Origin of the sequence: Cellulomonas sp. H30R-01 (assembly GCF_010119915.1) — a bacterium.
Classification (GTDB): domain Bacteria; phylum Actinomycetota; class Actinomycetes; order Actinomycetales; family Cellulomonadaceae; genus Cellulomonas; species Cellulomonas algicola.
In genome coordinates, this window is the sequence record NZ_CP048210.1 from 4,161,804 (window position 1) to 4,184,306 (window position 22,503).

General features: G+C 75.7%; 26 protein-coding genes. 15 read left to right on the top strand and 11 right to left on the bottom strand.

The window, feature by feature from the left end:
• The first annotated feature begins 44 nt into the window (after positions 1 to 44).
• The 8 genes from GXP71_RS18540 to GXP71_RS18575 all read left to right on the top strand — a co-directional run bounded on the left by GXP71_RS18540 (position 45) and on the right by GXP71_RS18575 (position 7,394).
• On the top strand, positions 45 to 1,232 hold the full coding sequence (locus GXP71_RS18540; RefSeq protein WP_162353877.1) for an NAD(P)/FAD-dependent oxidoreductase: 1,188 nt from the start codon (positions 45 to 47) through the stop codon (positions 1,230 to 1,232).
• The gene (locus GXP71_RS18545; RefSeq protein WP_162353878.1) at positions 1,229 to 2,152 is read left to right on the top strand and encodes an RNA polymerase sigma-70 factor; all 924 of its coding nucleotides are present in this window, start codon (positions 1,229 to 1,231) and stop codon (positions 2,150 to 2,152) included. Before GXP71_RS18540 ends, GXP71_RS18545 begins: the two co-directional genes overlap by 4 nt.
• A 110-nt stretch (positions 2,153 to 2,262) precedes the next feature.
• Positions 2,263 to 2,568, top strand: coding sequence for a DUF427 domain-containing protein (locus GXP71_RS18550; protein WP_162353879.1), 306 nt, complete (start codon positions 2,263 to 2,265; stop codon positions 2,566 to 2,568).
• 169 nt (positions 2,569 to 2,737) lie between these two features.
• On the top strand, positions 2,738 to 3,481 hold the full coding sequence (locus tag GXP71_RS18555) for an ABC transporter ATP-binding protein (protein ID WP_162353880.1): 744 nt from the start codon (positions 2,738 to 2,740) through the stop codon (positions 3,479 to 3,481).
• Complete coding sequence (locus GXP71_RS18560; RefSeq protein ID WP_162353881.1) at positions 3,478 to 4,359, top strand: hypothetical protein; 882 nt, start codon at positions 3,478 to 3,480, stop codon at positions 4,357 to 4,359. The genes GXP71_RS18555 and GXP71_RS18560 overlap by 4 nt, the downstream gene beginning before the upstream one ends.
• Positions 4,356 to 5,192, top strand: coding sequence for a hypothetical protein (locus GXP71_RS18565; protein ID WP_162353882.1), 837 nt, complete (start codon positions 4,356 to 4,358; stop codon positions 5,190 to 5,192). The genes GXP71_RS18560 and GXP71_RS18565 overlap by 4 nt, the downstream gene beginning before the upstream one ends.
• Before the next feature lie 136 nt (positions 5,193 to 5,328).
• Positions 5,329 to 6,711, top strand: coding sequence for a histidine kinase (locus GXP71_RS18570; protein ID WP_238402494.1), 1,383 nt, complete (start codon positions 5,329 to 5,331; stop codon positions 6,709 to 6,711).
• Entirely contained in the window at positions 6,708 to 7,394 is a 687-nt protein-coding gene (locus GXP71_RS18575; protein WP_162353884.1) for a response regulator transcription factor, read from the top strand. The genes GXP71_RS18570 and GXP71_RS18575 overlap by 4 nt, the downstream gene beginning before the upstream one ends.
• 144 nt (positions 7,395 to 7,538) lie before the next feature.
• Here GXP71_RS18575 and GXP71_RS18580 read toward each other — a convergent pair whose 3' ends face one another.
• Complete coding sequence (locus GXP71_RS18580) at positions 7,539 to 8,486, bottom strand: YafY family protein (RefSeq protein WP_162353885.1); 948 nt, start codon at positions 8,484 to 8,486, stop codon at positions 7,539 to 7,541.
• A 62-nt stretch (positions 8,487 to 8,548) separates the two neighbouring features.
• Between GXP71_RS18580 and GXP71_RS18585 the strand changes: the two genes are divergently transcribed.
• The 3 genes from GXP71_RS18585 to GXP71_RS18595 all read left to right on the top strand — a co-directional run bounded on the left by GXP71_RS18585 (position 8,549) and on the right by GXP71_RS18595 (position 11,068).
• Positions 8,549 to 9,514, top strand: a complete 966-nt coding sequence (locus GXP71_RS18585; RefSeq protein ID WP_162353886.1) for an alpha/beta fold hydrolase — start codon at positions 8,549 to 8,551, stop codon at positions 9,512 to 9,514.
• 79 nt (positions 9,515 to 9,593) lie between these two features.
• Positions 9,594 to 10,367 (top strand): phosphotransferase family protein, encoded by a 774-nt coding sequence (locus tag GXP71_RS18590; protein ID WP_162353887.1) that lies wholly within the window; start codon positions 9,594 to 9,596, stop codon positions 10,365 to 10,367.
• Between the two features lie 71 nt (positions 10,368 to 10,438).
• On the top strand, positions 10,439 to 11,068 hold the full coding sequence (locus tag GXP71_RS18595) for an ATP-binding protein (protein ID WP_162353888.1): 630 nt from the start codon (positions 10,439 to 10,441) through the stop codon (positions 11,066 to 11,068).
• Here the strand turns inward: GXP71_RS18595 and GXP71_RS18600 are convergent.
• The 6 genes from GXP71_RS18600 to GXP71_RS18625 form a co-directional block, all read right to left on the bottom strand.
• Positions 11,065 to 11,637 (bottom strand): hypothetical protein, encoded by a 573-nt coding sequence (locus tag GXP71_RS18600; protein ID WP_162353889.1) that lies wholly within the window; start codon positions 11,635 to 11,637, stop codon positions 11,065 to 11,067. The genes GXP71_RS18595 and GXP71_RS18600 overlap by 4 nt on opposite strands.
• Before the next feature lie 103 nt (positions 11,638 to 11,740).
• Positions 11,741 to 12,649 (bottom strand): methyltransferase domain-containing protein, encoded by a 909-nt coding sequence (locus GXP71_RS18605; protein WP_162353890.1) that lies wholly within the window; start codon positions 12,647 to 12,649, stop codon positions 11,741 to 11,743.
• A gap of 85 nt (positions 12,650 to 12,734) precedes the next feature.
• Positions 12,735 to 14,336, bottom strand: coding sequence for a cellulase family glycosylhydrolase (locus tag GXP71_RS18610; RefSeq protein WP_162353891.1), 1,602 nt, complete (start codon positions 14,334 to 14,336; stop codon positions 12,735 to 12,737).
• Between the two features lie 135 nt (positions 14,337 to 14,471).
• Positions 14,472 to 15,233 (bottom strand): class I SAM-dependent methyltransferase, encoded by a 762-nt coding sequence (locus tag GXP71_RS18615; RefSeq protein ID WP_162353892.1) that lies wholly within the window; start codon positions 15,231 to 15,233, stop codon positions 14,472 to 14,474.
• Positions 15,234 to 15,277: 44 nt separating this feature from the next.
• Entirely contained in the window at positions 15,278 to 15,637 is a 360-nt protein-coding gene (locus tag GXP71_RS18620; protein ID WP_162353893.1) for a VOC family protein, read from the bottom strand.
• Positions 15,638 to 15,712: 75 nt separating this feature from the next.
• The gene (locus tag GXP71_RS18625) at positions 15,713 to 16,189 is read right to left on the bottom strand and encodes an SRPBCC family protein (RefSeq protein ID WP_162353894.1); all 477 of its coding nucleotides are present in this window, start codon (positions 16,187 to 16,189) and stop codon (positions 15,713 to 15,715) included.
• Between the two features lie 16 nt (positions 16,190 to 16,205).
• On the opposite strand from GXP71_RS18625, the gene GXP71_RS18630 reads away from it, so the two are divergent.
• Positions 16,206 to 16,544 (top strand): helix-turn-helix transcriptional regulator, encoded by a 339-nt coding sequence (locus tag GXP71_RS18630; protein WP_202924286.1) that lies wholly within the window; start codon positions 16,206 to 16,208, stop codon positions 16,542 to 16,544.
• A 54-nt stretch (positions 16,545 to 16,598) separates the two neighbouring features.
• On the opposite strand, the gene GXP71_RS18635 is transcribed toward GXP71_RS18630, so the two are convergent.
• Positions 16,599 to 17,390 carry an SDR family NAD(P)-dependent oxidoreductase gene (locus GXP71_RS18635; protein WP_162353896.1) on the bottom strand — a complete coding sequence of 264 codons (792 nt, stop codon included), beginning with the start codon at positions 17,388 to 17,390 and terminating at the stop codon, positions 16,599 to 16,601.
• Between the two features lie 117 nt (positions 17,391 to 17,507).
• On the opposite strand from GXP71_RS18635, the gene GXP71_RS18640 reads away from it, so the two are divergent.
• The 3 genes from GXP71_RS18640 to GXP71_RS18650 all read left to right on the top strand — a co-directional run bounded on the left by GXP71_RS18640 (position 17,508) and on the right by GXP71_RS18650 (position 19,579).
• Positions 17,508 to 18,035, top strand: coding sequence for a MarR family winged helix-turn-helix transcriptional regulator (locus GXP71_RS18640; protein WP_162353897.1), 528 nt, complete (start codon positions 17,508 to 17,510; stop codon positions 18,033 to 18,035).
• 89 nt (positions 18,036 to 18,124) lie between these two features.
• Complete coding sequence (locus GXP71_RS18645) at positions 18,125 to 19,084, top strand: cold-shock protein (RefSeq protein ID WP_162353898.1); 960 nt, start codon at positions 18,125 to 18,127, stop codon at positions 19,082 to 19,084.
• 132 nt (positions 19,085 to 19,216) lie between these two features.
• Positions 19,217 to 19,579 carry a DUF2568 domain-containing protein gene (locus GXP71_RS18650; protein ID WP_124341300.1) on the top strand — a complete coding sequence of 121 codons (363 nt, stop codon included), beginning with the start codon at positions 19,217 to 19,219 and terminating at the stop codon, positions 19,577 to 19,579.
• A 32-nt stretch (positions 19,580 to 19,611) separates the two neighbouring features.
• Here GXP71_RS18650 and GXP71_RS18655 read toward each other — a convergent pair whose 3' ends face one another.
• From GXP71_RS18655 to GXP71_RS18665, 3 genes are all read right to left on the bottom strand, one after another.
• Positions 19,612 to 20,496: a hypothetical protein gene (locus tag GXP71_RS18655; protein WP_160142798.1), complete on the bottom strand. Its 885-nt coding sequence runs from the start codon at positions 20,494 to 20,496 to the stop codon at positions 19,612 to 19,614.
• Between the two features lie 128 nt (positions 20,497 to 20,624).
• On the bottom strand, positions 20,625 to 21,245 hold the full coding sequence (locus GXP71_RS18660) for a histidine phosphatase family protein (protein ID WP_238402495.1): 621 nt from the start codon (positions 21,243 to 21,245) through the stop codon (positions 20,625 to 20,627).
• Positions 21,242 to 22,468, bottom strand: coding sequence for a PEP/pyruvate-binding domain-containing protein (locus tag GXP71_RS18665; RefSeq protein WP_162353899.1), 1,227 nt, complete (start codon positions 22,466 to 22,468; stop codon positions 21,242 to 21,244). Before GXP71_RS18665 ends, GXP71_RS18660 begins: the two co-directional genes overlap by 4 nt.
• Positions 22,469 to 22,503 lie beyond the last annotated feature (35 nt).

Here is a 22,503-nt window from a genome sequence, read left to right on the forward strand (position 1 = left end):
ACGAGAGCGCCGCACGGGTGCTCGGTGACGACAGGAGGCACCTCATGAGCACGCAGGTCCTGGTCCTCGGCGGTGGGTACGCCGGCGTGATGGCCGCGAACCGCCTGTCCGGCCGCGACGACGCCGCGGTCACGCTGGTCAACCCGCGCCCGCGGTTCGTCGAGCGCGTGCGGCTGCACCAGGTCGCGGCCGGCACGCACGGCGCGCTGCACGACTACGCGGAGGTGCTGGGCGAGCGCGTGCGCGTGGTCGTCGACGAGGCGACGCGCATCGACACGGCGCACCGGAAGGTCGTGCTGGCCGGAGGCACCGACCTGCTCTACGACCACCTCGTGTACGCGGTCGGCAGCCACGCGAGCGACGCCGGCGTGCCGGGGGCCGCCGAGCACGCGCTCGCGGTGAGCACGTTCGAGGCCGCGACCCGGCTGCGGACGGCGCTCGACGCCACGCCGAGGGTCCCCGTGGTCGTCGTGGGCGGCGGGCCCACCGGCATCGAGACCGCCGCCGAGCTCGCCGAGACGGGCCGGACCGTCACGCTCGTGTGCGGCGGCGTGCTCGCGCCGTACGTCCGCCCGCACGCGCAGCGTGCGATCGCGCGTCGGCTCGCACGGCTGGGCGTCACCGTGCTCGAGCGGCCGCGCGCGGCCGAGGTGCGGGCGCGGTCCCTGCTGCTGGACGACGGCCGCACGCTCGACGGGTTCACCGTGTGGGCGACCGGGTTCGCGGTCTCCGACCTGGCGCGGCGCAGCGGCCTCACGACGGACGCCGCCGGGCGGCTCCTCACGGACGAGACGCTGACCAGCGTCGACGACGACCGCGTCGTGGGCGCCGGCGACGCGGTCGCCCCCTCGGGCGTGCCGCAGCGCGCGAGCTGCCAGGCCGCGGTCCCGCTGGGCGCCCGCGCGGCCGACACGGTGCTGGCGCACCTCGACGGCCGGGTCCCGGAGCCCGTCGACAACGTGTTCTTCGGCCAGTGCATCGCGCTCGGCCGCCGGGCGGCGACGTTCCAGGCGTCCCGCCCGGACGACACGGCCGTCGCGCTGCAGGTCTCCGGGCGCGCGGGTGGCCTGCTCAAGGAGGGCGTCACGCGCCAGATCGTCGAGGGCCTCACGCGCGAGGCGCGCCGGCCGGGCTCGACGCGTCTGCCGTCGTCGGCGTCCGCCCGCGCCCGGACGCTCGCGCGGGCGGACCGCGTGACGCCGCCGCTGCCGCAGGCCAGGGTGGACGCGTGAGCCGCGCCGAGGAGTTCGAGCAGCTGCGCCCCCTGCTGTTCTCGATCGCGTACCGCCTGCTCGGCAGCGTCGGGGAGGCGGAGGACGCGGTGCAGGAGACGTGGCTGCGATGGGACGCGTCCGGCGTCGAGCCGGCGTCGCTCAAGTCCTACCTGTCCGCGATCGTCACGCGCGTCGCGATCGACGTGCTGCGGTCCGCGCGCGTGCGCCGCGAGGCGTACCCGGGCCCGTGGTTCCCCGAGCCGCTGCTCGAGGACCCCTACCAGGAGCCCGAGCGTGCGGCCGAGCTCGCCGACTCGCTGTCGACCGCGGCGCTCGTGCTCATGGAGCGGCTGAGCCCGCTCGAGCGCGCCGTGTTCGTGCTGCGGGACGTCTTCGGCTTCGACGTCGCGGAGGTCGCGAGCGCCGTCGGTCGGAGCGAGGTGGCCTGCCGTCAGCTCGCCTCACGCGCGCGGCGGCACATGGACGCGGGCCGGCCACGGTTCGAGGTCGACCGTCGCGAGCGCGAGGAGCTCGCGAGCCGGTTCGTCGACGCGGTCCGGGAGGGCGACGTCGACGCGCTGCGGGAGCTGCTCGCGGCCGACGTCCAGATGGTCGCCGACGCCGGGGGGAAGGGTCCGCTGTGGGGGCGGGGGATGTTCTTCGGGGTCGACCACGTGTCCCGCCTGGTCGCCGCGACCGCTCCGTCGCTCGCGGCCGTCGGCGCGGTGCTCGACGAGCGGGAGATCAACGGCCAGCCCGGCGTGGTCGTCCGCGACGGCGACGGCAACGTCGTGGTGACCATGACGCTCGACATCGCCGACGGCCGGGTCCAGGCGATCCGGAGCGTCACGAACCCCGACAAGCTCGCGCACCTCGGCCCGCTCGCCGACGCGCACGCGTTGCTGCGGCGCGCGACCCACGAGCGGCATCGCGGCTGAAGGCGTGCGCCGCCGACCGGCGCGAGGTCCGCGCGCGCGCCGGTCGCCGCGCGCCTAGCGTCGAACCCGTGCGTGCGTCCGCCGCACGCGTCCCCTGCCTGGAGGCACCCATGCCCACCGCCACGCTGCACGGCACCGTGCTCGCCGAGGCCCCCGAGAGCGACGTCGTGCGCATCGAGGGCAACGTGTACTTCCCGCCGTCCGCGGTGCGCCGCGAGCTGCTCGAGGAGTCGCCGACGCCGTACACCTGCCCGTGGAAGGGCGCGTGCCAGTACTACTCCGTCCGCGACGGCGGCGACGCGGCGCTGCAGGACCGTGCGTGGAGCTACCCCGAGCCGTACCCGTCCGCGATCGAGCGGGTCGGGACGGACTTCAGCGGCTACGTCGCGTTCTGGAAGGAGGTCGACGTGGTCTGAGCCCCGGGCGGTGCGGGGGTCGTCCGCCCGGCCGTCGGCGGACGCCCTCATCCCGTGGGCGGAGCCGCGCGCCCCGACGATCTCCTCCACCGGTCGGTGCTGGCCGGTCCACCCCGATTCGTAGCGTCGTCGACGGATGCCCGCAGGGGCCCGGCGACGAGGAGACGCGATGATCGAGGTGGAGGCGCTGACCAAGCGCTACGGCAGCACGACGGCGGTGGACGGCCTGACGTTCACCGCCCGGCCCGGGACGGTCACGGGGTTCCTCGGGCCCAACGGCGCGGGCAAGTCGACGACGATGCGCGTCGTGGTCGGGCTCGAGCGCGCCACGTCGGGCCGGGCGACGGTCGACGGTCGACGGTTCGCCGACCTGCCGGCTCCGCTGCACGCGGTCGGCGTGATGCTCGACGCGCGGTCGGTGCACCCGGGCCGCACCGCGTACGCGCACCTGCTCGCGATGGCGCAGACGCACGGCATCGGCAAGGCCCGCGTGCGGGAGGTGCTCGCGCAGACGGGCCTGGAGTCGGCGGCCCGCCGGCGGGCGGGCACGTTCTCCCTCGGGATGGGGCAGCGGCTCGGCATCGCGGGGGCGCTGCTCGGCGACCCGGCGACGCTGATCCTCGACGAGCCGGTCAACGGCCTCGACCCCGACGGCGTGCTGTGGGTGCGACGCCTGGTGCGCGAGCTGGCGGCCGAGGGGCGCACCGTCCTGCTGTCGTCGCACCTCATGCACGAGCTCGCGCTGTGCGCGGACCGCGTCGTCATCATCGGGCGCGGCCGCCTGCTGGCCGACGCGCCCGTGCAGGAGATCGTCGACCGCACCGGGTCGGGGTCGCTCGAGGAGGCGTACCTGCAGCTCACGAGCGACGCCGTCGAGTACCGCACGGACGCGACCGCGGGCGGTGCGCGATGAGCGCCGCGACCACGGCGCCGCGTGCCGTCGGGGCGTCGTCGACCGCGCGCCGACCGACGCCCGCCCGGGTCCTCGCGTCGGAGTGGACCAAGGTCGTCTCGCTGCGCTCGCCGTGGTGGACCGCCGCGGTGACCGTCGTCGTCGGCGGCGTCATCACCTACCTGAGCGCGCAGGCGTCGTCGGGTGACCCGGGGTTCCAGCCGATCGACTCGATGTCGTCCGGCCTGATGCTCGCGCAGCTCGGCCCGCTCGTGCTGGGCGTCCTGGTGGGTGCCGGGGAGTTCCGCACAGGCGCGTTCCGCTCGACGTACACGACGGTGCCGCGCCGGTGGCCGGTGCTGGTCGCGCAGAGCCTCGCCGTGGCCGGTTCCGCGCTCGGGACCGCGGTGCTGACGACGGTCGCGTGCGTCGCCGGCATCCTGCCCGCCGCCGCGTCGCGCGACCTGCCGGTCGACCTGACCGCCGGTGACGCGCCCGCGCTCCTGCTCGGCATGGTGCTGTTCCTCGTCGGGCTCGCGCTGCTCGGGCACGCGCTCGGCGCGCTGCTCCGCCGGACCGTCCCCGCGCTGGTCACGGCGCTGTTCCTCGTGATGGTCCTGCCCATCGCGCTCATGATGGCGAGCGACCCGCTCGTGGCCGGCGGTGACCCGGCGTCGCTCGCGGCGCCCGAGCAGGCCGCGGCGCCGACCGTCGTCGGCACGCTGAACGTGCTCCTGCCCGGCACCGCGGGCGGTCTCCTGACGACCTCGGCGTCGTCGGGCCCGATGGACGGCTCTCCCGACCTCGGACCCGTGGGCGGCGGGCTCGTCCTCGCGGCGTGGATCGCCGCACTGCTGGTCGCCGCCGCCGTGCGGCTCCGGACCCGGGACGTCCGGTGACGACCGCCCCGCCGACGACGCGGGAGCGCACCGTGCGCGGCGCCCCCGCGCGTCGGGGCGTGACCGCGGCCCGCGTGCTGCGGGCCGAGTCGACCAAGCTCACCAGCGTCCCGGCGCACGTCTGGCTCGCGCTCGGCACGGTCGTCGCCGCCGCGGTCACCGCGTACGGGCTCGGCCTGTTCGTGCGGCCGGGCGACGCGCGGTCCGGGTCCTGGGTCGTCACCTCCGGCTTCGTGCTCGCGCAGGTCGGCTTCCTCGTGCTCGGCGCGCTCGTCGGGTCCGGCGAGCACACGACGGGCACGTCGCGGGCGACGTTCACCGCGGTGCCGCGGCGCCTGCCCGTCCTGGGTGCGCAGGCCGCGGTCACCGCCGCGGCCGCACTCGTCACCGCGACGCTCGCGCTGGGGGCGTCGTGGCTCGCCACCACGGGCGTGCGGGCGGCCGGCGGTCCCGCCGTCGACCTGGCGGTCCCGGGCACGGCCCGCGCGCTCGCCGGGTTCGTGCTCGCGTCCGTCGCGGTCGCGCTGCTCGGCCTCGGCCTCGGCGCCCTCCTGCGTCGCCCCGCCGACGCGATCGTCGGCGGGATCGTCCTCGCGGTGATCGGCGACCACCTCCTGGCCGCGAACCCCGGCCCGGTCACCGACACCGTCCGTGCCCTCCTGCCGTCGGCGGGGGCCCGGCTGCTGCAGGACGACGCCGCGCTCGCGGCGCTCGACGACGCGACGCGCGGACCGCAGCTCGGCGTCTGGGGCGGCGGGGTCGTCGCCGCGGCGTGGGCCGTGGTCGTGCTCGCGGGGGCGGCGTACCGGTTGCGGCGCCATGACGTCCGCTGACGGGCCCGCTCCGCGCGTGCCGTCGGACGCACCGCGGACCCGGCCGGACGCGCCGGAGGAACGGCCGGACGCGCCTGCGGACCGGGCCGCCGCACCCGCGCTCGGGCCCGACGCCGACCGGTGGGAGAGTGGGCCCGTGGTGATCCGACGCGCGCTCGCGGCCCCTGAGGTCCGCGGGGACGACGAGCCGCTCACCGAGGAGCAGGTGCGCGGCGCGAGCCCGGTCGCCCGGCTCGTGACCGCCCGGCCGTGGGTCATGGACGCCGCGGTCGCGGCCGTGGTGGTCCTCGTCGGCCTGGTCGGCGCGGGGTTCGCCTGGGAGACCGTCGGCGGTGCCGTCGCGCTCGGCCTCTACCCGCTCGACTCGGGCGTCGAGGAGTCCGTCGTCACCACCTGGCTGCTGGGGACGGCCGTCGGGGCGACGCTGCTGCTGATGCGGCGCGCCCGACCGCTCACCGTGACCGCGCTGCTGACGGTCGCCGCGCTCGCGTCGCTCCTGGCGGACGGCGTGCTCGGCGTGCTCGGCGCCTGCCTGGCGTGCGCGCTCTACAGCGTCGCCGCCGAGCGGTCGGCGACGGTCGCGTGGACGACGTGCGGCGTCGTGCTCACGATCGTGACCGTCGCGCTGTGGCAGTGGCAGGACATCGGGCTCGTCGAGATCCTCGCGTGGTCCGGCACGCCCGTCATGGCGCCGGGGGAGTGGTCGCCGAACCTGCCCGAGCCGTCGTTCTCGCCGGGCCGTCGCTCGGGCTCGGTGCTGCTGCTGCTCGCGCTGCTCGTGCTCGGCGTCGCGGTCGGGTCCGCGGCCCGCGCGCGCCGGCTGCACGCCGCCGACCTCGTCGAGCGGTACCGCGCGCTGGCCCGCGAGCGCGACCAGAGCGCGGCCCTCGCCCGGGCGGCCGAGCGCCAGCACATCGCGCGCGAGATGCACGACGTCGTCGCGCACAACCTCACCGTGATGGTCGCGCTCGCCGACGGCGCCGACGCCGCGTTCGAGCGCGCACCGGACCGGTCGCGCGAGGCCCTGCGCCAGGTGGGGCGCACGGGCCGGTCCGCGCTCGCCGACATGCAGCGGGTCCTGGGCGCGCTGTCGCCGGTCGGGGGCGACGGGACAGAGCCGACCGAGGTGGACCTGTCGACGGTCGTCGAGCGCTTCGCGGTCACCGGGGTCCCCGTCACGGCGACGGGCCTCGACACGACGCTCCCGCAGGACACCGCGGTGCGCCTCGCCGTCCTGCGCATCCTCGGCGAGGCGCTCACGAACGTCCTGCGGCACGCGCCGGGCGCCACGTCCGTCGAGGTCGCGGTGCGCCGCACCCCGACGACCGTCGAGGTCGACGTGCTCGACGGGGGCGGCACGCGCGCCGGGAGCGGCGGCGGCACGGGGCGTGGCATCGTCGGCATGCGCGAGCGCGCCGCGCTGCTCGGCGGGCACGTCGAGGCCGGTCCCCGGCCGGACGGCGGCTGGCGCGTGCACGCGGTGCTGCCGTGGTCCGACGACGAGGGAGACGCCCGATGACGACGGTCCTGCTCGTCGACGACCAGGCGCTGCTGCGCAGCGGCTTCCGGCTGGTCATCGAGTCCGAGCCCGACCTCGAGGTCGTCGGCGAGGCCGCCGACGGACGCGTCGCGCTCGACCAGGTGGCCGCGCTCGCGCCCGACGTCGTGCTCATGGACATCCGCATGCCCGGCATGGACGGCATCGAGGCGACCCGACGGGTCGTCGCCGAGCACCCGTCGTCGCGCGTGCTGGTGCTCACGACGTTCGACGTCGACGACCTCGCGTTCGCCGCGCTGCGCGCCGGGGCGTCGGGGTTCCTGCTCAAGACCGCCCGCCCCGACGAGCTCGTCGACGCGATCCGCACGGTCGCGAGCGGCACGTCCGTCGTCGCGCCGCGTGTGCTGCGCCGGATGCTCGACCTGTTCGCCCCCCACCTGCCGGCCGGGCAGGTGCCGGACCCGGGCGGCGCGGCGCTCGACCCGCGCCTGAGCGCGCTGACCCCGCGCGAGCTCGACGTCCTGCGGCTCATCGCCGAGGGCGCGTCGAACGTCGAGATCGCGGCCGAGCTGTTCGTCTCGGAGGCGACGGTCAAGACGCACGTCGGGAACGTGTTCGCGAAGCTCGGTGCGCGCGACCGCGTGCAGGCGGTGATCCTCGCGTACGAGTGCGGGCTCGCGGGGACCGGCGCGGGGCGTCGCTGACCGGTCGAGCGGGCGTCGCCGTCCGGTCGAGCAGGCGTCGCCGTCCGGTCGAGCGAGGGTCGCTGACTGGTCGAGCGGGGGTCGCTGAGGCCGCGACCGCCTCGCCGAGCGGGCGGACGCCGGCGAGCGCGCGGAGCGGTCGCGTCAGCGGTACCGGGCGACGAGCGCCGCGCCGGTCGCGGCCAGGTGCTCGCGCACGCCCGGCGGGTCGACGACCTCGACCCACTCGACCAGCCCCGCGAGCTCGCCCGCGACCGTGCGCTCGTCGCGCCCCCGGATCACGACCTCGACGCGCCCGTCGGCCGTGGCACCGCCCACGTCGAGCCGACCGCCGAACCCGATCCGCAGCACGTCGAGGCCGTCCGGCGTGCACAGCGCGCGCACCGCGAGCGGCCAGCGCCGACGATCCACCTCTTCGGCGATCGCACGCCACGCGGCCGCCAGGTCGAAGTCGTCCGGCCGGTGCGCGGGGTCCTCGATCGGCTCGACGGCCGACACGCGGTCCACCCGGAACGTGCGCCGCCCGGCCGCGGTGTCGGCGACGAGGTACCAGGACGTGCCCTGCGCGACGAGGCCGAGCGGGTGGACTGTCCGCTCGCTCGCGGCCCCGGCGGCGTCCACGTAGCCGAGACGCACCTGCACGCCCCGGACCACCGCGTCCTGCACCGTGTCGAGGTGGTGGGGCGCCCGGTGCTCGACGCGTCTGGACCCCCATCCCCGCGGGTCGACGGCCACCGACGACGACGCAGCCTCGGCCTGCGCGCGGAACGGCTCCGGCAGGGCGCGGACGAGCTTGCGCAGCGCGCTCCGCACGGCGGGTGTCGCCGCCGAGGCCCGCCCGGCCACGAGGAACAGCGCCCGGACCTCGGCCGCGGTCAACCCGGTCAGGTCGGTCCGTGCCCCGCCGACCAGCCGCCAGCCGCCGCCGCGGCCCTGCACCGAGTACACGGGGACGCCGGCCGTGCCGAGCGCGTCGAGGTCGCGGCGCGCCGTGCGCTCGGACACCTCGAGCTCGCGCGCGACCTCGGCCGCAGTGACGTGCTCGCGGCGCTGCATCAGCAGGAGGAGGGCCATGAGCCGGTCGGCGCGCACGTGCCGAGACTGGCAGGGAAACCGGTCATGAGATGGCCGGTTCTGCCGGTCAGCATGACGCCATGACCACACAGGCAGGTGCACCGACCGTCCCGACCGACCTCCCCGAGCCCACGCTCGTCGCCGTGAACGGCGTCGAGCTCGAGGTGGTCGAGGCCGGCCCACGGGGAGGGCGTGCCGTCGTCCTCTGCCACGGCTGGCCCGAGCACGCCTACTCCTGGCGTCATCAGGTCCCCGCGCTCGCGGCGGCCGGCTACCACGTGATCGTGCCCAACCAGCGCGGCTACGGCGCCTCGTCGTGCCCCACCGAGGTCACCGAGTACGACCTCGTGCACCTGACGGGCGACCTCGTCGCGCTCCTCGACCACTACGGCCACGAGGACGCGACGTTCGTCGGCCACGACTGGGGTGCGTTCGTCGTGTGGGGCCTGGCGCTGCTGCACCCGCGCCGCGTGAACGGCGTGGTCGCCCTGAGCCTTCCGTACCAGGAGCGCGGCGAGCGGCCGTGGGTCGAGGTCATGGAGGAGGTGCTCGGCGAGGACTCCTACGTCGTCCACTTCAACCGTCGCCCGGGCGTCGCGGCCGCCGTCTTCGACGAGGACCCTGCGCGGTTCCTCCGCAACCTCTACCGGGTCGACGTGCCGCCCGCGCCGCCCGGGGCGGGCATGACGCTCGTCGACCTGGCCCGTGCGGAGAACCCGCCCGGAGCGCCGCTCCTGGACGACGACGACCTCGCTGTCTTCGCGTCCGCTTTCGCGCGCACGGGGTTCACGGGCAGCATCAGCTGGTACCGCAACCTCGACCGCAGCTGGCACCTGCTCGCCGGCGTCGACCCCGTCGTCCGGCAGCCTGCGCTCATGGTCTACGGCGCCCGGGACACGATCCCGCCGGCACCGCACCTGACGACGTACGTGCCGCACGTCGAGGTCGTCACGCTCGACACCGGCCACTGGATCCAGCAGGAGCGGCCGGACGAGACGACCGGGCTGCTCCTCGCGTGGCTCGCGCAGCAGGACCGCACCGCGTAGCGCGCGTCGGGCGGGCGTCGCGCGGCGCCTCCGGTTTTCGCGCGACGCCCGCGACGGCCGGTCGTCAGGATGGCGGGTGATGGACGAGATCGAGATCGTGGTCGCCCACCGGCAGCGCACGACGCTGCGCGTCGGCGACCTGTTCCTCAAGGTCGACGCGCACCCGACGCGCACCGCCGTCGAGGTGCGGGCCATGGCGCTCGCACCCGTCCCGACCCCCACGGTCGTCTGGCACCAGCCGCCCGTGCTCGCGATCGCCGCCGTGCCCGGCCGCGCGCTCGGCGTGCTCGGCGAGCCGTCGCCGGCGTCGTCGGCCGCGTGGGCGGCGACCGGTGCGGCCGTCCGCCGGCTGCACGACGCCCCGCTGCCTCCGTGGCCGGGTGTCGCGCTCGACGACGTGCGGGCGGAGCTCGACCGCGAGTGCGCGTGGCTGCTCGAGCATGCGGTCCTGCCCGCCGACGTCATCGGCCTCAACCGGGACATCGCCGAGGCGGCGCTCCGGCCACGCCCGCCCACGTTCGTGCACGGCGACCTGCAGCTCACGCACGTGTTCGTCGAGGACGACGAGGTCGTCGGCGTCATCGACTGGTCCGAGGCCGGACCGGGCGACCCGATGGCCGACCTCGCCACCCTGACCCTCGGGCACGAGGAGCGGCTCGACGACCTGCTCGACGGCTACGGCCCCGGCGCCGACCGCGACGTGATCCGCGCCTGGTGGTCGCTGCGCAGCCTCGTCGCGTCGCGGTGGCTGATCGAGCACGGCTTCGACCCGGACGCCCCGGGCTGCGAGCTCGACGTCCTCCGGGCGCGGGCGCGCGAGGCGTCGGACGGGCGCCAGGGCGGGACGCGGTGAGCACCGGGGCCGGCGGCGCGAGAAGGCCGTTCGTCCTGGTCACCGGGGCCTTCGGGTTCCAGGATGGACCCGTGGGTGACCGGGAGACATGGGCGAGCACGACGCACGACTGGGCGGCCTCCGTCGACGAGGCGCACCTCGCGGACGTCCGTGAGCGAGCAGCCGACCTCGCGCCCGGCGGCGTGCTGCACCTGGTCCTGGAGGTCCTCGCCTACGCGTCCGAGGAGGCCACCGAGCGCGGCGGCGGCCGGTGCCGCGTGACGTTCCGGCACGACGGCTCGGTGAGCGTCGCCGACGACGGCCGCGGCACGGACACGCGCCTCGACGAGCACGGCCGCGCGGTGCGCAAGCCGGTGATGTCGACGCGCGACCTGCGGGTGTTCGACGCGGTCGACGGGCCCGTCCTGCCCGACGGGCACCCGCGCCGCGGCGTCTCGGTCGTGTCGGCGCTGAGCGACTGGCTCGTGCACCGCAACCGGCGCAGCGACGGGTCGTGGGAGCAGCGTTACGAGCGTGGGATCCCGGTCACGGACCTGGTGCCGGTCGAGCCCGACGGCACGACGGGCACCACCGTCACGTTCCTCCCGGGTCCGCTCGTCCAGCCGTCGCCGCAGGTCCTGACCCTCGACGCGCTGGCGTCGCTCCAGCACTGGCCGCACCTGACCGTCGAGGTCGTCGACGAGCGGGCGGTCGCGCCCTAGGAGAGCGGCGACCCGGTGTCGTCGACGCCGCGGCTGGCGGGCCCGACGAGCGCGAGCTCGGGGGCGCGGCGGCGCCACCGCCGGTCGAGGGACGGTTCGACGACCAGCACCGCGACGACCGCGGCGGCGGCGAGCACCGCGACGCGCGCGTCGGCGGCGGCCCGCACGGCGAGCACCCCGCCGGCGACGGCGACGGCCGGCCGCAGGAACGTCCCGGGCCCGAGCACCACGGCGGTCGCGAGGAAGCGGAGCCGCCAGTCGAGGAGCGCGTACGCGCCGACGGCCAGGAGCACCACGACCGCGTACGGCACGTCGACCGTGAGCATCGCGGCCCCGGCGCGCACGTAGGCGTCGAGGGCCGCCGGCCGGGTGGCGACGTCGACGGACGCGCCGATCACGACCGGCGCCAGCACGACCGACGTGGCCGCTGCGCCGTGCACCTGCGACCGCAGGCGCGCGCCGGGCAGGTGCACGCGCCCGTCGCGCCCGTGCGCGGAGCGGAACCCGCAGAACGCGCCGTCCAGGAGCGCGAGGGCGAGCAGGGCACCGGCCACGACCGCCGCGCTCACGGCTCGCACCGCGCTCGCGGCCCCGCCGCGCTCACGGCTCGCACCGCGCTCGCGCCCCCGCCGCCCTCGCGGCGCCCGCCGCGCTCGCGCCCCCCGCCGCCCCTCACGGCTCCCGCCGCACACCGGTCACGGGCCGCAGCGCCGCGTGCACGCGGGGGCGCAGCCGTCGCCCGTCGGTGACCGTGATGTCGTACCCCGGCGCGCCCTGCCGGGCGCCGTCGAGCAGGACCGGTCCCGGGTGGGCGCGCCGGACCGACAGCACACCGTCGTGACGCGACACCGGCTCGCGCATGCGGGCGCGGTGGAACATCCACGCGGCCGCGGTCGACCACGGGTCGGGGTCGGGGTCGACGTGCGCGAAGACGGCCACGCCGAGCGCCGCCTGGGCGGCGAAGAACGCGGGCAGCTGGTCGGGGGAGAGGTGGTGCAGCAGCCCCACGGACATGACGATCGTGCGGTCCGGGTCGTCGACGACGCCGCCGGGCGCGAACGCGTCGCCCGCGACGAACCGGCACGTCGCGTCGTCGGCGCCGTCGGCGCGCGCGAGCCGGCGCGCGGCCTCGACGAGCACCGGGTTGAGGTCCGCCCCGACCAGCTCGACGCCGGGCCCGAGGGCGCCGCTGTGCGCGAGCCACCGGACGACGTAGCCGATCCCGCACCCGACGTCGACGACCCGCACGGGCCGGTCCGGGTCCTGCGCGCGCCAGCGTTCGACCCACGGCCGCAGGAGCTCGGCGCAGCGTCGCGGCTGCTGCAGCTCCTCCTCGAGACGCTGGAGCTCGCAGTGGATCCGCACGAGCAGCGCGTCGACGGCCCGCTCGTCGAGCACGTCGCCCGCACGCACGGGGAGCCGCGCCGCGAGCCGTGCCGCCCGCGCCTGCCCGCGGCCGCGGAGCTCGTCCACGACGTCGGTCCGCCGGACCGGCACGCGGCGGCCGTCCTCGACGCGCACCAGGAGGTCGGTCACCTCGAGCGGCCGGGGCCGCACGGCTGTGGTGGTCGGGGCGCGCACGCCGCTCAGCATGGCGCAGGCCGGGCGTCTCGACCGCGATCCCGCGGGTGGTGAGACGCCCGGCCCGGAGCCGGTCAGGTCGCGGTCAGCGGCCCATGATCGCGTCGATGATGCCCTGCTGGGTCACCGTCGCGGACGCCCGGTCGAACAGCGCGAACCCGTACTGGCCGTTGTGCCCGTTGTCCCAGTAGGCGGTCGCGGCGCCGTACTTCGCGGCGGTCGCGACCAGGGCGCGCGCGTAGTCGGCGCGGTACCGGTTGTTCGCGGCGTCGAACGCCGTCTTGTCGATCGAGCCGTACTCGCCGACGAAGACCGGGTAGCCCTTCGACGTGAACGCGTCGTACGTCTTCTTGAGCTGCGCGTCCATGAAGTCCTGCTGGCCCCACGAGGTCTTCTTCGACGGGTCGGTCGCGTTCGGGCCCCACTGCGTGTAGGTGCCGTTCTCCGCGCCGGTGAAGTCCCACGGGTCGTAGTAGTGGACCGAGATCATGAGCCGCTTCTCGGTGCTGGGGATCGCCGACGAGCGGTACTGGTCGGTCGGGATGACGAACCCGTAGCCGCCGGTCGTGTAGTCGATGTTGGTGTTCCAGCCCGGCACGAGCAGCCAGCGCGACGCGTTGTTGCCGCCGGTCTTGCGGACGGTGTCGACGAAGATCTGGTTGTACGCGTTGATGTTCGAGTAGCAGGGCTGCGTGGGGTTGCCGTACTGCCCGTCGAAGTTCTCGTTCATCGACTCGAGGATCAGACGGCCGCCGTACGTCGTGAACTCGGACGCGACCTGCTGCCAGACCTTCTGGTACTTCTCCTTGATCGCGGTCTGGGAGGCCGCGTCGCAGATGAGCCACGAGCCGCTCACGCTCTTGTACCCGTCGCCGTGCATGTTGATGACGACGTGCAGCCCGCGGTCGTAGGCGAGGTCGACGACCTGCTGGATCCGGTCGAGCCACGCGGCGTCGACGGTGTAGCTCGGCGCGGGACCGATCTTGCTCAGGTACGAGACCGGGATGCGGATCGTCGAGAAGCCCGCGGCCTTGACGCGGTCGAGCAGCGCGCCGGTGATGACGGGGTTGCCCCACGCGGTCTCGCTGGGCACGCCGTCGATGTTCGCCTCGAGCTGGTTGCCGAGGTTCCAGCCCTTGCCCATCGCGGTGACGAGCTGCGCGGCGGTGCCGCCGACCGGCCCGGTCGTCGTCGTGGGCGTCGGGGTCGGCCGCGGCGTCTGCGTGGCCGTCGGGGTCGGCGTGGGCGACGTGGTCGGCGTGCTGGTGGGGGTGACCGGGCTGCCGGTGCACGCGACGCCGTTGAGCGTGAAGGCCGTCGGCGCGGGGTTGGACCCGGACCACGTCCCGTTGAAGCCGAACGACGTGGTGCCGCCCGTGCCGATCGACCCGTTCCAGGCCGCGTTCCGGACGGAGACGGCGGCGCCGGACTGCGTGACCGACCCGTTCCACAGCGCGGAGACCGTCTGGCCCGCACCGAACGAGAAGCGGACGTCCCACGAGGAGACGGGGTCACCGAGGTTGGTGACGCGGACGTCGGCGCCGAAGCCGCTCTGCCACTGGTTCGTGACGGTGTAGTCGACGCGGCAGCCGGCGGCCGCGCTCGCCTGGTCGGCGACGACCAGCGAACCGGCGACGGCGACCGCGGCGGCCGCGGCGACGGACAGCACCTGGCGAAGCGAGCGCACGGGACTTCCTCTCGGACAGGGCGGCCGAGGGCAGGGCGGCCCCGGCGACGGACTCGCAGCCCACCAGACCGCGCCGTCGCGCGCAGCCGTCGAAACGCTTCACCTCGCAAGCGGTTCGACGAAGGTCCGCGGGCGTCAGGCCGCGGTGCCCAGCACGACGACGGCCGTCGCGGTGACCTCGAACGGCGGCGGGCCGAACCGCTCCGCCGCCCGCTGTCGAACCGCCTCACGCACGTCGTCGTCGAGCGTCGCGAGGTACGCACCGGCCGGCCCGACGGCCAGCAGGAACGGGTCCCACCACTGCGCGAACGACGTGAACGTGAGCGTGACCGGCACCTCCTGCGCGCGCAGGTCGACGATCCCGGCCGAGGCGCACAGCTCCGCGACGTGCTCCTCGACCCACAGCAGGTGGCTGCTCTCGCTCACCCGGCCGGTGTCGACGTCGCGCGCCGCCTGCCAGAACGTCGACGCGGCACCCCGGTCGTGCACGTGGTCCCACACGCTCACCGCCACGCGCCCACCCGGCTTCGTGACGCGCCGCATCTCGCTCAGCCCGGCGACGGGGTCCGCCATGAACGTCACGACCAGGCTCGCCACGGCGACGTCGAACGCGTCGTCGTCGAACGGCAGGTCCTCAGCGCCTCCGAGTCGCACGTCGACGCCCGGGAGCCGCTCGCGCACGGCCGCGACGAACGGCTCGGTGGGGTCGACCGCGCTGACCGCGTCCGCACCGAGCGTCTCGACGAGCACCTCCGTCACGACGCCGGGACCGCAACCCACGTCGACCGCCCGCTGGCCCGGCCGTACGTCGAGCAGCTCGACGACGCGACGCGCGAGCGGCCGGGAGAACCGCCCCATGAACCGGTCGTACGCATCGGCGCCCGCCTCGAACCCCACGGGACGACGGTAGGACCGTCAGCCCGCGACGGGTAGGGGCCGGCTCACCGGGAGGGCTCCTGGTACAGCCCGACGACGCTCCCGCCCGGGTCGCGGAACCGCGCGGTCAGCTCGCCCGGGTCGCCGCCGGGCGGCTGGACGATCGCGCACCCCTCGGCCGTCACGCGCTCGACCGCCTCGGCGAGGTCGTCGACCCAGACGTACACGAGCACCCCGGGCGGGGTCGGCTCGCGGTGCGGCACCCAGTGCCCGCTGACCTCGTCCGTCGAGTCCTCGAAGAACCAGGTCCCGTGCGCCTCGCGGACCTTCCAGCCGAAGACGCGTGCGTAGAACTCCGCCGACGTCCGCGGGTCGACCGCGGGCAGCTCGACGTGGCAGATCTTGCCGTGGCCCAGGGTCGTCATGGCGATCGCCTCCGGTTCATGGTCCCGACGCCGCCCCCCGCGCGTCCAGGGGGTCGACGTCGCGACCGCCTGGCGTCAGGCGTAGAAGCCGTCGCGCATGTTGATGCCGTGCTCGAGCCAGGCCTTGAGCGCCGCGAGCATGCCGGTCCAGCCGGCGCAGTTGCCGAAGGCGCTCTTCGCGCCGTCCGGCGTGGGCAGCCACGACGACTCGGTGATGGTGACGAGCGTGCGGGTGTCGCCGTCGAGCGGCTCGAGCTCGAACGTCGTCCGTGTCGTGCCGTTCGCGCCGGTCGTCGCCTCGCCGCCCCACTCGACGACGATCCGGCGGGGCGGGTCGGCCTCGACGACCGTGACGGGGAAGCCGCCGGGGAAGTCGTGGAACTCCCAGGTGACGACGGCCCCGGTCTCCAGGCGGCCTCGCGCGCCGCCGGTCGTGAAGTAGCGCGAGAGCTGCTCCGGGTCGGCGATCGCCTCGTAGACCTCGGCGCAGGGGCGGCTCACGCGGCCGGAGACGGTGAAGGACAGCGCGTCGAGACGCCCGGTGTCATTCATGTTGTACTTTTACCACATGTCAGCACCGGCCGACCAGGCCTCCGACGACGACCGGGTGTTCAAGGCCCTCGCGTCGCCCGTGCGGCGCCGGATGCTCGACGCGCTCAAGGAGTCGCCGCACACGACGGGGTCGCTGTGCGCGCTGCTGCCGGACCTGGACCGGACCACGGTGCTCCAGCACCTGCGCGTCCTCGAGGGCGCCGACCTCGTCACCGGCCGCAAGGTCGGGCGCGAGCGGCACCTGTCGCTCGCGCCGCTGCCCATCAAGCGCATCCACGACCGCTGGATCAGCGGGTACGCGCGCGCCGCCGTCGAGCTCCTCGACCGCCTCGACCGCCGCCCCGACGACGCGTAGGCACGCCCGGTCGTGCGGTCGAGCGCCGCCGGTCGCCCGCGACGACGGCACGCGTCACGTCAGCGTCGTCAGCACCCCGCCGTCGGCCCGCAGCGCCGCGCCGTTGGTCGCGGACGACAGCGGGCTCGCTAGGTAGGCCGCGAGGTGCGCGATCTCGCGCGGCTCGATGAACCGCTGCAGGAGCGACGTCCGGTTGCCGGTGGCGAGCGCGGCCTTCAGGTCGTCGGGCGCCATGCCCTGCGCGGCCGCGATCTCGGCGACCGTGGCCGCGACGCCGTCCGAGTACGTCGGTCCGCCGAGGATCGTGTTCACGGTGACGTCGGTGCCGCGCGTGAGCTTCGCGAGGCCGTTGCCGAGCGCGATCATCCCCGCCTTGGTGAACCCGTAGTGCAGCATGTCGGCCGGCACGTCCACGCCCGACTCGCTGCTGACGAAGACCACGCGACCCCACCCGCGCGCGAGCATGCCGGGCAGCAGGTGGCGCGAGAGCCGCACCCCGCTCATGACGTTGACCTCGAAGTAGCGCTGCCAGTCGGCGTCGGTGAGCTGCTCGAACGGGGCGAGCTCGAACACGCCGACGTTGTTCACGAGGACGTCGACGTCGCCCAGGTCGTCCAGGAGCCGACCGACCTGCGACGCGTCGGCGAAGTCCGCGACGATCGCCGAGACCTGCGCCCCCGGGACCTGGGCCCGGAGCCGGCGCACGGCCGCGTCCGCCCGCTCCGCGCTGCGGCCGTTGATCACGACCGACGCGCCCTCGTCGAGCAGGGCGCGCGCGACGGCGAACCCGATGCCCTGCGTCGAGCCGCTCACGAAGGCCCGCTTGCCCGTCAGCTCCAGATCCATGCTGTCCCCACCTCCGTGCGAATCACTTTCCTGATCAAGCGAACCGTACGGGTGATGACTTTCTTGATCAAGTCATCATCCGCGTCCGGACGGCTCGCGTTCCCGTACGCTGCACGCATGCCGGACCCCGTCGACGCGCCGACCCTCACCGGTGAGGACCTCGAGACCTGGTCCGCCCTGGCCACCGTGCTGGAGTGGCTGCCGGCCGCGCTCGACGCGCAGCTGCAGCGCGACGCCGGCCTGTCGCACTTCGAGTACGGCATCCTCTACGCGCTCGCCGACGCCCCGGACCGCACGCTCCGGATGAGCGTCCTGGCCGGCTACGCGAACAGCTCGCTGTCGCGCCTCTCGCGCGCGGTGGCACGGCTCGAGTCGCGCGCCTGGGTGCGTCGCGCTCCCGACCCCGTCGACGGGCGCTACACCCTCGCGACGCTGACCGACCCCGGTGCCGAGAAGGTCCACGAGGCCACCCCCGGCCACGTGCGCACGGTGCACCGCCTGGTCCTCGACCCCCTGACGCAGGCGCAGGCCCGGCAGCTGCGCGAGATCAGCCGGCGGATCATGCGCGCGACGCGCGGCGACGAGGGATGGACGCCCTCGTCAGCGCACGGCCGCGCGGAGAAGCAGGCGCCTGCGACCGGCTGACGCGCCGGCACGCAGACGCGCCGGGCGGACGTCGGCCCCCGGTGGGGGGAGACTGGAGTGCAGCAACGTCCGTGAACGAGGAGTGAGCCGTGCCCCAGGGAACTGTCCGTTGGTTCGACGCCGAGCGAGGCTTCGGCTTCCTCGACCTCGGGGACGGAGCCGACGACCTGTTCGTCCACGCGTCCGAGATCGTCGGCGACGACGGGCCGCGGGTGCTCCGCGAGGGGCAGCAGGTCGAGTTCGAGGCCGGTGAGGGCGACCGCGGTCCCGTCGCACGACGCGTCCGCGTCATCGGCGGCGTGGCCGCCGACGCCGCGCTCGGCGTGCTCGGCACCGTCAGCTGGTACGAGCCCGCCAAGGGCTACGGGTTCGTCGCCCCCGACGGCGGCGGCGCCGAGATCTTCCTGCACAGCTCGGCCATCGTCGGCGGCGGCGTGGTCGCGGAGGGGCAGCGCGTCGCGTTCCTCGTCGTGCCGGGGGAAAAGGGCCCGCAGGCAGACCACCTGCTCCCGCTCGGTGCCGAGGCCGCCGGGGCGGCCGCTGCCGACGACGGGGCCGACGGCACGGTCACCTGGTACGACCCCGACAAGGGCTTCGGGTTCGTCGCCCAGGACGCCGGCGGCGACGACGTGTTCGTCCACGCGCGCTCGCTGACCGGTGGGCTGAGCGAGCTCGTCGAGGGCGACCGCGTGACCTACGACGTCGAGCCCGGCGAGCGCGGACCGCAGGCCCGCGACGTCCGGCTCGTCGGCGGACGCCCGCGTCGGAGCGCACCCGCGGCGCCGGCCCGCGGGCGGTCGGGCCCGCACTCGGGCGGCGGTGCACCCGCGCGCGGCGGTGCACCCGCGCGCGGCGGCGAGGGCGTGGTCGCGCGCTACGACGCGGACCGCGGCTTCGGCTTCATCACGCCCGACTCCGGCGGCCCGGACCTGTTCGTCCACGTCTCCGTCGTGCGCAACACCGAGTTCCTGGAGGAGGGCGACCGCGTCCGGTTCCGGGTGCGGCAGAGCGACCGTGGCCCGCAGGCCGACGGCGTCGAGCTGATCTGAGCCGAGCCGGCCCGCCGCGACTTCGCGTCGTCCTGCGCGCCCGCACGACGACCACGCCCGCCTGACCTCGCGCGCCTGACCTCGCCCGCACCGGAGGACGTGAGCCGCCACCGCCCGTGGCACGCTGCGGGCATGGACGAGCCGACCGGTGCGGAGTGGCGCACCGCGACGCACCCGGCCGCGGTCGCGGCGTTCGTGGCGGAGCTCGCGCTCGTGGTGCTCGCGGCGGTGACCGGCTGGCGGCTCGGCGAGCCGCCGTGGACGGCGCTGGTGCTCGCGGTCGTCCTGCCGCTCGCGGTGGTGCTCGTGTGGGGCCGTTGGTTCGCCCCGCGCTCTGCGCACCGGGTCGAGCGACGCTGGCCTCGCTTCATGGGTCAGGTCGCCGTCTTCGTCGTCGTCGCGGTCCTCGCGGCGTCCGCCGGGCTGCTCTGGTGGGGTGTGGCCGTCGCCCTCGTGGGGGCGGTCGCCTTCGCCGCCGCGCCGCGCGCGCTGTAGAGCGGGACGCGTGCGGCTGCGAGCGCGACGGGTCACCGCACGCACTGCCCCGTGCGGTCGCCGTGCACCTCGGTCCAGCTCGTCCCGGTGACCCCGCGCGGACCGGTGTTGCCGGTGCAGACGAGGTCGTGCGCGACCGCGACGTACCCGAGGTCGACGCTGTGCGGGTTGTCGACGAGCACGAGCGACCCGGTCACGAGGACGTAGCAGTCGCGCTGGTCGCGCCGCGGCTCGGCACCGATGCTCGCGAAGTCCGTCAGGCCGGTCACCCGCAGGTCCCCGGCGACCGTCGCGCCGCAGACGAGCACGTCGCCGGATCCGGTGCTCGTGAGGCCGCCGTAGAACGTCGCGCCGTGGACCAGCAGCCGCCCGCCCGTGACCGCCGCGGGCCCCATGAGCTCCGAGCGGCCGCGGACGCGCGTCGCGTCGCGCACCTCGACGTCGTAGGTGCCCCACAGGCGGGCCGCCTCGAGGGAGACGTCGACCGCCTCGCCGGTCACGTCGCCGTCGACCGAGCCGCCGGCACCGTCGCCCACCCAGATCTTGAGCGACGCGGTGTCCCTGCTGGTCAGGGTCACGTCGCCGCGCACCCGCGAGTCACCCAGCTCGAGCCGCCCGGCCACCTCGGCGTCGCCGTCGACGGACGCCCGACCGACCGAGAACGTCGCCCCCGCGAGCACCGTGACGTCGCCGTGGACCGTCCCGCGGAAGATCCAGCAGTCGACGTCGACGACGAGGTCGCCCTCGACGCTCTGCTCCACGAGCGACGAGCCCGGGATGTCGGAGCACAGCGTCGGCGGAGGTTCCGCGGCTGCCGCCGACGGCGACGCCCCTGCGACGACCAGCACCGCGCCGACCAGCACCGCCCCGACCGCCGCGCCCGTGAGCGCACGACGACGTCCCCCCCGACCAGCCATGGTCCCCCCTCGACCCGACGCGTCCGGCCATCGTGCGCCCGCCCACCGCGCGCCACAAGCCGCGGGCGCGCCGGCGCCGACCGTCCGGGAGTGCGGGGGTGCGCGCTGCACCCGCCGACGGTGCGGGATCAGGGCCGAGGGCCGTCGGGGAAGCCCGTCCAGCGCAGCTCCGCCGGCAGATGCGCCATGTCGTTGAACGCGACGAGCCGGGGCGGGAGGCCCGCGCGGTACTCGAGGACCGTGAGCCCGGTGTTGCCGCTGTCGAGCCCGAGCCACCGGGACGCGGGCGCGTCGAGCGCGTGCCGCACGAGCCAGGCGACCTGGAACGAGTGCGTGACGAGCACCTCGTGCGTGTCGCGGGTCACCGTGGGGTCCGGCGCGGTCGCGAACCGGTCGACCAGCGCCGTGGCCAGGCTGCTGCCGGCAGTTGCCTCCGCGTGGTCGACGCCGTCGAAGAACCCCGCCCAGGCGGGGTTCAGGTCGGCCCGGTCGGGGACGTGCGGGACGTGGTCGACGAGCTCCGCGGCCTCGGCCGGCGCGACGCCGGGGAGGTGCCGGGCGAGCGCGTGCGCGGTGGAGACCGCGCGTGGGAGGGGCGAGTGCCAGACCGCGTCGACGGGCACGCCCGCGAGGCGTTCACCCAGCAGGCTCGCCTGCACGCGACCGACGTCGGTGAGGGCGCCGAACGCGTCGGCCTCGCCGTGCCGCGCGACGTACAGGTGCCGCACCACGCTGCGCGTCGTCGTCACCCCACCGCCCTCGTGACGGTGCCCGCGCTCCCGTCGACCGTGACGAGCGACGCGTCCCCGAGCAGCAGGGTCGCGTCGGGCACGCCGAGCACCGCAGGGATCCCGAGCTCGCGCGCGACGATCGCAGCGTGGGACAGCACCCCGCCGGTCTCGGTGACGACCCCGCCGACGACCCGCAGCAGGGGCGTCCAGCCGGGGTCGGTCCACGGGCAGACCAGGACGTCCCCGCGCCGGACGTGGACGAAGTCGCCGGGGTCCCGGACGACCCGCGCGGGACCCGTCGCCGTGCCGCGGCTGCCGGGTGCCCCGGTGAGGACGGTCGCGCCCGCGGCCGGGCGCACGGTGGGCGACGGGGGCGTCGCGGGCGGGAGGTCGGCGGTGACCGGCCGGGCCTGCAGGATCCAGACCTGACCGTCCGCGATCGCCCACTCGACGTCCTGCGCACCGCCGAGCGCGGCACCGACGACGCGTCCGAGGTCGGCGAGCCGCCGGGCGTCGGTGTCGTCGAGCACGCGTCGGTGACGGCCGGGGGCGGGCACGTCCCGCGTCACGAGCCGGTCTCCGCGACGGTCCAGGCGGGTCCGCTTCTCCGCCGTGACCGCATCCACCGAGCCGTCCGCGCCGACGGTGTACGCGTCGGGGTTCACGGCGCCCTCGACGACGCTGGGGCCGAGCCCCCACGACGCATCGATCCGCGTCGGGCCGTCGGGACGGGCGGGTGTGAACATGACGCCCGAGACGTCCGCGTCCACGTGCCGCTGCACGACGACGCCCATCGCCGGGTCGGCGTCGCGCCGGCGTGCCGCGCGGTAGGCCACCGCCGGGTCGGCGTGGAGCGACACCCAGCAGGCGCGGACCGACGCGACCACCGCGTCGACGCCTCGCACGGCCAGCGTGCTCGTGTACAGGCCCGCCGCCGCGCCGTCGTGGGCGTCCTCGTCCGACGCGGACGACCGCACGACCACCGGGGCGCCGCCGAGCGTCGCTACCGCGTCGGCGAGCGCTGCCCGGACGTCCGCGGGCACCGGGCGGTCGGCGATCGCCGCCGGCCCGTTCCGGCGCGTCTCCGACGCGCTGCTCGCGTCGCGGACGGCCGACCGGTAGACGTCGAGCGGGACGGCCCACCCGTCCGGCACCGCGAGGCCCGCGCGCAGCAGGTCGCCGAGGGCGCCCGCCTTGCCTCCGCAGGTGCGGGCGCTGGCATCCGTCAGCGGCACGAGCATCGGTCGGCCTCCCTCCTGGTCATCAACGTTGTGTT

Bases quoted from the DNA above. Each gene is read 5' to 3' on its own strand.
- GXP71_RS18540 (WP_162353877.1), top strand. From the start codon at position 45: ATGAGCACGCAGGTCCTGGTCCTCGGCGGTGGGTACGCCGGCGTGATG.
- GXP71_RS18550 (WP_162353879.1), top strand. From the start codon at position 2,263: ATGCCCACCGCCACGCTGCACGGCACCGTGCTCGCCGAGGCCCCCGAG.
- GXP71_RS18555 (WP_162353880.1), top strand. From the start codon at position 2,738: ATGATCGAGGTGGAGGCGCTGACCAAGCGCTACGGCAGCACGACGGCG.
- GXP71_RS18560 (WP_162353881.1), top strand. From the start codon at position 3,478: ATGAGCGCCGCGACCACGGCGCCGCGTGCCGTCGGGGCGTCGTCGACC.
- GXP71_RS18575 (WP_162353884.1), top strand. From the start codon at position 6,708: ATGACGACGGTCCTGCTCGTCGACGACCAGGCGCTGCTGCGCAGCGGC.
- GXP71_RS18585 (WP_162353886.1), top strand. From the start codon at position 8,549: ATGACCACACAGGCAGGTGCACCGACCGTCCCGACCGACCTCCCCGAG.
- GXP71_RS18590 (WP_162353887.1), top strand. From the start codon at position 9,594: ATGGACGAGATCGAGATCGTGGTCGCCCACCGGCAGCGCACGACGCTG.
- GXP71_RS18620 (WP_162353893.1), bottom strand. From the start codon at position 15,637: ATGACGACCCTGGGCCACGGCAAGATCTGCCACGTCGAGCTGCCCGCG.
- GXP71_RS18625 (WP_162353894.1), bottom strand. From the start codon at position 16,189: ATGAATGACACCGGGCGTCTCGACGCGCTGTCCTTCACCGTCTCCGGC.
- GXP71_RS18630 (WP_202924286.1), top strand. From the start codon at position 16,206: ATGTCAGCACCGGCCGACCAGGCCTCCGACGACGACCGGGTGTTCAAG.
- GXP71_RS18635 (WP_162353896.1), bottom strand. From the start codon at position 17,390: ATGGATCTGGAGCTGACGGGCAAGCGGGCCTTCGTGAGCGGCTCGACG.
- GXP71_RS18640 (WP_162353897.1), top strand. From the start codon at position 17,508: ATGCCGGACCCCGTCGACGCGCCGACCCTCACCGGTGAGGACCTCGAG.
- GXP71_RS18650 (WP_124341300.1), top strand. From the start codon at position 19,217: ATGGACGAGCCGACCGGTGCGGAGTGGCGCACCGCGACGCACCCGGCC.
- GXP71_RS18655 (WP_160142798.1), bottom strand. From the start codon at position 20,496: ATGGCTGGTCGGGGGGGACGTCGTCGTGCGCTCACGGGCGCGGCGGTC.
- GXP71_RS18665 (WP_162353899.1), bottom strand. From the start codon at position 22,468: ATGCTCGTGCCGCTGACGGATGCCAGCGCCCGCACCTGCGGAGGCAAG.